Source organism: Streptomyces sp. NPDC050759, from assembly GCF_044456945.1.
Lineage (GTDB): Bacteria > Actinomycetota > Actinomycetes > Streptomycetales > Streptomycetaceae > Streptomyces.
This window is the reverse complement of the sequence record NZ_JBITGI010000026.1, coordinates 84,202-92,013: the sequence shown is the minus strand read 5'-3', so window position 1 is coordinate 92,013 and position 7,812 is coordinate 84,202. Positions and strand designations below refer to the sequence as shown.

Below are 7,812 nucleotides of genomic sequence, written 5' to 3'. Positions count from 1 at the left end.
GACGAACGTCCGCGCGTCGGCGTGGAACGCGATGGTGCTCCTGCCGCTTGGGTGGCGCACGTGCGGTGGATCGATGTTCGGGCGGCGGCGTACGGATGGCCCGGCAGACGGGTTCGATGAGGCGGACGTGGCGCGGGCCCGGGCGGTGGCGGGGGAGCCGGAGGAGCGCTGAGGGGTGGCGGTAGGGGCGCGCGCGACGAACGTCCGCGCGTCGGCGTGGAACGCGATGGTGCTCCTGCCGCTTGGGTGGCGCACGTGCGGTGGATCGATGTTCGGGCGGCGGCGTACGGACGGCCCGGCAGATGGGTTCGGTGAGGCGGACGTGGCTGAGGCGCGGACCGTGGCGGGGGAGCCGGAAGACCGCTGACGAGGGCTGACGGGCACCGGACGGGGGCACGCGCAACGAACGCCCGCCCATCGGCTCGGAACGCAACGATCTTGCGAGTGCGTGCAAGGTTGCTGCATTACGACTGTGACGTCCGGGCTCGTAGGGTGCTGCGCTGTACTCACCTGCAGCGACGAAGGAGTCAGCGCGTGCTCGACCAAGGTGCACCCACGCACCACCGCACCCAAGAAGCCCCCACGCCCCCGGGGCTCGGCGCGCGCCTCATGCGGCGCAAACCCGTGGAACGCCTGGTCGCGGAGGGCGGCCAGGGCGAGGGAGGAGCCCTCAGGCGCTCCCTCGGACTGTGGCAGCTGACGATGATCAGCATCGGCGCCACCCTCGGCACCGGCATTTTCGTCGTCCTCGGCGAGGCCGTCCCGAAGGCAGGTCCCGCCGTCACGCTCTCCTTCGTGATCGCCGGCCTCACCGCCCTCTTCTCGGCCCTCTCCTACGCCGAACTCGCGGGCACCATCCCGGTCGCCGGGTCCTCGTACTCGTACGCGTACGCAACGATGGGCGAACTGATCGCCTGGATCTGCGGCTGGTGTCTGGTCCTGGAGTACGGCGTCTCGGTCGCCGCCGTGGCCGTCGGCTGGGGCGAGTACCTGAACGAGCTCCTCGACGGGACCATCGGCGTCACGATCCCGGACGCGCTGTCCGCCCCGCCCGGCGACGGCGGCGTCTTCAACCTCCCGGCGCTGATCGTCGTCCTGCTCGCCATGGCCTTCCTGCTGGGCGGGGCCCGCGAGTCGGCCCGCGCCAACACCGTCATGGTGGTCGTGAAGATGGCCGCGCTGGTGCTGTTCTGCGCGATCGGAATCCAGGGCTTCCGCTCCGGCAACTACGAGCACTTCATGCCGCTCGGGATGGCCGGGGTCAGCGCGGCCGGTGCCACGCTCTTCTTCTCGTACATCGGGTTCGACGCCGCCTCCACCGCCGGTGAGGAGGCGAAGAACGGCCAGCGCGACCTGCCCCGCGCCATCATGCTGTCGCTGGTCATCGTGACCGCGCTGTACGTCCTGGTCGCAGCCGTCGCGGTCGGCGCCAAGCCCTGGCAGCACTTCAACGACTCCGAGGCCGCCCTCGCCCAGATCATGCGCGAGGTCACCGGGCAGAGCTTCTGGGGCACCCTGCTGGCGTTCTGCGCGGTCATCGCCATCGCGAGCGTCGTCCTGACCGTCCTCTACGGCCAGACCCGCATCCTCTTCGCGATGTCCCGGGACGGACTCGCACCGAAGGTGTTCGCCCGTGTCCACCCGAAGAGCGGCGCGCCCCGCGCCAACACCGTGATCGTGTCCCTGTTCTGCGGGGTGCTGGCGGCGGCCATCCCGCTCGGCCAGCTGGCCGACGCCACCAGCATCGGCACCCTCTTCGCCTTCGCGCTGGTCAACATCGCCGTCGTGGTGCTGCGCCGGACCCGCCCCGACATGCCCCGCACCTTCCGCGTCCCGCTCTCGCCGGTCTTCCCGGCGCTGGGCTTCGCCTTCTGTGTGTGGATGATGGGCAGCCTGTCCACCGTCACCTGGGTGGTCTTCGGGGTCTGGATGGCCGTCGGGCTCGTGTTCTACTTCCTGTACGGCCATCGCCGTTCCCGACTCGCAACACCCGAAGGCTGATCCACCCACCGTGCTGAACGATCTCGACGAACGCATCGTGCACGCCCTCGCCGAGGACGCCCGCCGCTCCTACGCGGACATCGGGCAGATCGTCGGCCTGTCCGCGCCCGCCGTGAAGCGCCGCGTGGACCGGCTGCGCGCCACTGGGGCCATCACCGGATTCACCGTACGGGTGGACCCGGCGGCCCTCGGCTGGGAGACCGAGGGGTTCGTCGAGATCTACTGCCGGCCCAACACCTCCCCGGAGACCATCCAGCGGGGTCTGGAGCGCTACCAGGAGGTGGTGGCCGCCTCCACCGTCACCGGAGAGGCCGACGCGGTCGTCCAGGTCTTCGCCTCCGACATGCGGCACTTCGAACGGGTCCTGGAGCGGATCGCGGGGGAGCCGTTCGTGGAGCGCACCAAGTCGGTCCTGGTCCTCTCCCCGTTGCTGCGCCGCTTCTCCTCGGGCTCGCCTACCTGACCTGCTCGGCGCGACGCCGGACCGCCGCCAGCAGCCGCCCGGTGAGCAGGGCGTGCGCGCCGGAGGAGATGACCAGCAGCCGGTAGAGGGCACCGCCGGGTCCGGGAAACCGGGCCCGGGTCTCGGCCCGCAGCCGGGTGCTTTCGCCCTCGGCCTCCAGGTGGAAGACCAGGGCGTACGTCGAGAAGTGGTGCCGCCCGACGAGGACCAGCTTCCGTCCCGGGACCGCGTCGGCCACCCGGAACCCCGGGAAGGCCGACCCCTTGGCGAGGGGACCGGTTCCGGACGCCGTACGGTCGGCGACTCCGACGAGACGGGCGTAGCGGGCGGAGCGGGGGCGGCCGAAGGACTGTTCCAGGGTCTCGCCGAGCGCATCCCAGACCTCGACTGCCGTCGCCGAGACGATCACCGCATGCTCGTCGACCGGGGGCAACACACCGATGTCCAACGGAACCTCCTGTCGGGCGGGAACCCTACTCCGCTGTCTTCCGCGCCAGCGCGTTGTTGCCGATCGAGTTGTGCACGCTGAAGCTCACCGCGTCCGAACGGTAGCGGTCGTCCGACCACTCGACCGGGCGTCCTTCACGGGTGGTGGTCACCCGGCGGACCCTCAGGAGCGGACTGGTCCGGCGAACCCCCAGCAGTTCCGCGTCCTGCGCTCCCGCCGCCACCGCGTCGATGACGTGTTCCCCGTAGGCGAAGACCAACCCGGTGTCGTCGTACAGGCGTTGGGTGACCGAGGGGCACTCGGGCTCGATGGACTCGACGGTCGGGGAGATCCAGTCGGCGTACACCGTCCGCTCCAGCAACACCGGTTCGCCGTCCAGTCCGCGCACCCGCAGGACATGCAACACCGGTGCATCCATGGCCAGTTGGAGGCGTATCGAGTCCTCCTTGGAGGCCGGCCGGTACTCCTGCGCGACCACCCGCCCCGTCGCCTCACGCCCCATCGCGCGCGCCCACTCGGCGAAACTCCTGAGCTCCGCGAAGCTCTGGCTGCGGCGACTGGCGAGAACCACGCGACGGGCACCCTGCCGGGAGCCGATCAGACCCTCGGTGGTGAGTGCCGCGACCGCCTGGCGGACCGTTCCGCGGGAGACGCCGTAGTGCGCCGCGAGCTCCGTCTCGGCGGGCAGCAGACTGCCGACGGTGTACTCCTCGCGGTCGATCGCCCGACGCAGCTCGTCGGCGATCTCCTCGTGTCGCGCCCCCATGCTTCCCCTCTGAGTCGGTCTCTGTGCACAGCGTGACCAGGGTAGTCGACATCCCGGGGGGTAGGGAGAGGGCTCAGATTGTGCGGGAATCCGGGGTCAGCGTTTCGCCAGTGTTTACCGGGGCGACACCAGCGGCGGCCTTACTGAGGCCAACTTGTTCAGACAAGTTGTCTCCCTTTGGCTCCTGCACCCTCGCGCGTCCCCTGGAGAAGCCGTGACCGTGTCCCTGCCGAGAACCGCCGCCCTCGGTGTTCTCGCGACCCTCGCCGCCCTTGCCCTGAGCGCGTGCGGCGCCGCCCCCGACACCGCGTCGACCACCGCCGACGGCAAGAACGCCGCCACCGCCACCTCGGCCGCCGACTTCGGCGGTATGGACAAGCTGGTCGCCGCGGCGAAGAAGGAGGGCACGCTCAACGCCATCGCACTGCCCCGCGACTGGGCCAACTACGGTGCCCTCATCGACGGCTTCCAGAAGAAGTACGGCATCAAGATCTCCGTCGAGAACCCCGACGGCTCCAGCCAGGACGAGATCAACGCCGTGACCTCGCGCAAGGGTCAGACCCGGGCGCCCGACGTCCTCGACCTCGGCAGCTCCTTCGCCCTCAGCGCCGCCCAGCACGGCCTGCTCGCGCCGTACAAGGTGGCCTCGTACGGCGATATCCCCACCGGGCAGAAGGACCCGCAGGCCCGCTGGTACAACGACTACGGCGGCTACATCTCCATCGGCTGCGACGCGAAGCGGGTCAAGACCTGCCCCACCACCTTCGCCGACCTGCTCAAGCCGCAGTACAAGGGCCAGGTCGCCCTCAACGGCAACCCCACCAAGTCCGGTTCGGCCTTCGGCGGCGTCTACGCGGCCTCGCTCGCGAGCGGCGGTTCCTTCGACGACATCCAGCCCGGCCTCGACTTCTTCGCCAAGATCAAGAAGAACGGCAACTACACGCCCGTCGAGTCGACCCCGGCCACCGTCGAGAAGGGCGAGACGCCGATCAGCATCGACTGGGACTACCTGAACGCCGGGTACGCCGACGAGTTCAAGTCCAAGGGCGTCGACTGGAAGGTGTCGGTGCCGAGCGACGGCCAGTTCTCGCAGTACTACTCCCAGGCCGTCAACAAGGACGCCCCGCACCCCGCGGCCGCCCGCCTGTGGCAGGAGTACCTCTACAGCACCGAGGGCCAGAACCTGTGGCTCAAGGGATACGCCCGCCCGGCCCTGATGACCGCCATGGAGAAGGCCGGCACCCTCGACAAGACGGCCGCCGCCAAGCTGCCCCAGGTCTCCGGCACCCCGTCCTTCCCGACCGAGGCCCAGCAGGACAAGGCCAAGACGGTTCTCGGACAGGGCTGGGCGAAGGCCGTCTCCGGATGACGGCCACCGCCGTACGGGTGGACACGGCGCCCGCCGCTCAGGTGAAGCGGCGGCGCCGGTCCCTCGGCTGGATCGCCGTCGTCCCGCTGCTCGCGTTCGTCGCGGTCGCCTTCGGGCTGCCCGCGATCGCCATGCTGGACGGCGCGTTCACCGCCAAGGACCCGGCCACCGGAGCGACGTCGTACACCGTCGACAACCTGACGGCCTCCCTCAAGGGCGCCTATCTCACCGCGCTGCTCGGCAGCGTGAAACTGTCGGCCGTGTCCGCCGCCCTGGCGACTGCTTTCGGTCTGCCGCTGGCGCAGGCCGTGGTGTCCTCCCGCTTCCGCGGGCTGCGCGAGGCCGTGCTCACCGCGTCCGGGGTCCTCGCCAACTTCGGCGGAGTCCCGCTGGCCTTCGCCTTCGTCGCCACGCTCGGCAACGCCGGCGTGCTGACCCGTCAGCTTGGCCTCACGGACAAGGGCTGGGACCTCTACAGCTTCTGGGGCCTCGTCATCGTCTACCTGTACTTCCTGATCCCTCTCATGGTGCTCACGATCACGCCCGCCCTGGACGGACTGCGCACCCAGTGGCGCGAGGCGGCGCAGAACAACGGGGCAACGGGCGTGCAGTACTGGCGTTTTGTCGCCCTGCCCGTCCTGCTGCCCACGCTGCTCGGCGGGTTCGTGCTGCTCTTCGGCAGCGCCTTCGCCGCGTACGCCACCGCCGCCGCGATGGTGGGCAGCTCCATCCCGCTGGTCACCCTCCAGATCGCCGACGCGATCTCCGGCAACGTGCTCGTCGGCCAGGAGAACGTGGCGCTCGCCCTCAGCCTCGACATGGTCCTGGTCGCGGGCCTGGTCATGGCCGTGTACCTGCCCCTGCAGCGGAGGAGTGCGCGATGGCTCGCCTGAACCTGTGGCGGTGGGGCGTGCTGGGCCTCGCCGGGCTGTACTTCCTGGTGCCGCTCGCCGCGTCCGTCGTCTTCACCGTCGACGTCCCCGGCCAGGGCATCACCTTCGACGCGTACACACAGATCTTCTCCACCGACGGGTTCGTCTCCAGCCTGCTGCTCTCGCTGGAGCTGGCCCTCGCCACCATCGCCGTCGTCCTGCTGCTGATGGTGCCCGCAATGGTCGCGCTGCGGCTCGGCGCGCCCCGGCTCAGGCCGCTCGTCGAGGTGGTGTGCTCGCTGCCGCTGGTCGTCCCGCCGATCGCGTTCGTCGCCGGCCTCGGCACGGTCCTCAAGTGGGGGCCCGACCACCTCTCCCGCACCCCGCTGTTCGAGACCTTCGTGGCGATCCAGAACCCCGACTTCCCCTTCGTCCTGGTCCTGGCCTACGTCGTGATGGCGCTGCCGTTCGTCTACCGGGCACTGGACGCCGGGCTCCGTGCCGTCGACGTCCGCACCCTCGTGGAGGCCGCCCGCAGCTGCGGTGCCGGCTGGCCGCAGGCCCTCGTCCGGGCCGTACTGCCCAATCTGCGCGGCGCCCTGCTCAACGCCTCCTTCCTCACGCTCGCCCTGGTGCTCGGCGAGTTCACCGTGGCCCAGCTGCTGGGCTTCCGGCCCTTCGCCGTGTGGATCGTCAACGTCAGCGGCTCGCAGGCCCAGTTGTCCGTCGCCGTGTCCGTGCTCAGCCTGCTCGTGACGTGGGTGCTGCTCCTCGTCCTGGCCGGCTTCGGCGGCCGTACCCGTACTACTTCCCGGGGATGATCCATGCTTGAAACAGCGGCAACCGTCGAATTCCGGGCGATCAGGCGGGAGTTCGGCCCGACCGTCGCCCTCGACGGCCTCGACCTGACCGTCGAGCCCGGTGAGCTCGTCGCCCTGCTCGGCCCGTCCGGCTGCGGCAAGACGACCGCGCTCAGGATGCTCGCCGGCTTCGAACACCCCGACTCGGGTGACGTGCTGGTGGACGGCGAGGACGTCACCCGGGTCCCGGCCCACCGCCGGGACGCCGGGATGGTCTTCCAGTCGTACAGCCTCTTCCCGCATCTCGACGCGCTCGACAACGTGGCCTTCGGACTGCGGATGCGCAAGGTCCGCACGGCCGAACGGCGGTCCAGGGCCGCCGAGTTGCTCGACCTGGTCGGGCTCGCCGAGAAGGGCGGGCGGTTCCCGCACCAGCTCTCCGGCGGTCAGCAGCAGCGGGTCGCGCTCGCCCGGGCGCTCGCCCTGCGCCCGCGCGTGCTGCTGCTCGACGAGCCGTTGTCGGCGCTGGACGCCAAGGTGCGGCTCACCCTGCGCGAGGAGATCCGGCGGCTACAGCAGGAGCTCGGCATCACCACCCTGTTCGTCACCCACGACCAGGAGGAGGCCCTGTCCATGGCGGACCGGGTCGCCGTGATGCACGCCGGGAAGCTCGAACAGTGCGCGGCGCCGAGCGAGTTGTACGGCCGCCCCGCCACCGCCTTCGTCGCCGAGTTCGTCGGCACGATGAGCCGGATCCCGGGACGCCTCGCCGACGGCACGGTCGACGTGCTCGGGCAGCGGCTGCCGGTCGACGGCCCGGTGCCGTCCGCGACCGAGATCGACGTGCTGGTACGGCCGGAGGCGGTGCGGGTACGGGCCGCGGCCGACGGGAAGTCCCGCGTGGTCGCCACGTCCTTCCTGGGCGCGGCCGTCCGCGTCACCGTCCGGCTCGCCGACGGCACCGACGTGAAGGCCGATCTGCCCGCGCACGAGGCCGCCGAGCTCACAGCGGGTGCCACGGTCAGCGTGTCGCTGCCGGAACGGCCGGTGCTCGTGGCCGAACGTACGTCCTGATCTTCCAGAAAGAGGCACC

8 protein-coding genes are annotated in these 7,812 nt (G+C 70.6%); 6 read left to right on the top strand and 2 right to left on the bottom strand.

What is annotated here, in order from left to right; translation table 11 throughout:
* Positions 1–534 precede the first annotated feature (534 nt).
* Complete coding sequence (locus ACIBJB_RS44255; protein WP_398939827.1) at positions 535–2,001, top strand: amino acid permease; 1,467 nt, start codon at positions 535–537, stop codon at positions 1,999–2,001.
* Positions 2,002–2,011: 10 nt separating this feature from the next.
* Positions 2,012–2,464, top strand: a complete 453-nt coding sequence (locus ACIBJB_RS44250) for an Lrp/AsnC family transcriptional regulator (protein ID WP_398939826.1) — start codon at positions 2,012–2,014, stop codon at positions 2,462–2,464.
* On the opposite strand, the gene ACIBJB_RS44245 is transcribed toward ACIBJB_RS44250, so the two are convergent.
* The gene (locus ACIBJB_RS44245) at positions 2,457–2,912 is read right to left on the bottom strand and encodes a hypothetical protein (protein WP_398939825.1); all 456 of its coding nucleotides are present in this window, start codon (positions 2,910–2,912) and stop codon (positions 2,457–2,459) included. The two genes, ACIBJB_RS44250 and ACIBJB_RS44245, sit on opposite strands and share 8 nt — an antisense overlap.
* A 25-nt stretch (positions 2,913–2,937) precedes the next feature.
* Positions 2,938–3,678, bottom strand: coding sequence for a GntR family transcriptional regulator (locus ACIBJB_RS44240; RefSeq protein ID WP_398939824.1), 741 nt, complete (start codon positions 3,676–3,678; stop codon positions 2,938–2,940).
* A gap of 214 nt (positions 3,679–3,892) precedes the next feature.
* Between ACIBJB_RS44240 and ACIBJB_RS44235 the strand changes: the two genes are divergently transcribed.
* From ACIBJB_RS44235 to ACIBJB_RS44220, 4 genes are read left to right on the top strand one after another with little or no spacing between them, the layout of a single operon-like run.
* A complete protein-coding gene (locus tag ACIBJB_RS44235) occupies positions 3,893–5,047 on the top strand; it encodes an ABC transporter substrate-binding protein (RefSeq protein ID WP_398939823.1) in 1,155 nt (384 codons plus the stop codon).
* Positions 5,044–5,940: an ABC transporter permease subunit gene (locus tag ACIBJB_RS44230; RefSeq protein ID WP_059207981.1), complete on the top strand. Its 897-nt coding sequence runs from the start codon at positions 5,044–5,046 to the stop codon at positions 5,938–5,940. The genes ACIBJB_RS44235 and ACIBJB_RS44230 overlap by 4 nt, the downstream gene beginning before the upstream one ends.
* Positions 5,928–6,740 carry an ABC transporter permease gene (locus ACIBJB_RS44225; protein ID WP_069761486.1) on the top strand — a complete coding sequence of 271 codons (813 nt, stop codon included), beginning with the start codon at positions 5,928–5,930 and terminating at the stop codon, positions 6,738–6,740. The genes ACIBJB_RS44230 and ACIBJB_RS44225 overlap by 13 nt, the downstream gene beginning before the upstream one ends.
* A 3-nt stretch (positions 6,741–6,743) precedes the next feature.
* Positions 6,744–7,793, top strand: a complete 1,050-nt coding sequence (locus ACIBJB_RS44220) for an ABC transporter ATP-binding protein (RefSeq protein ID WP_398939822.1) — start codon at positions 6,744–6,746, stop codon at positions 7,791–7,793.
* The last annotated feature ends 19 nt before the right edge of the window (positions 7,794–7,812 follow it).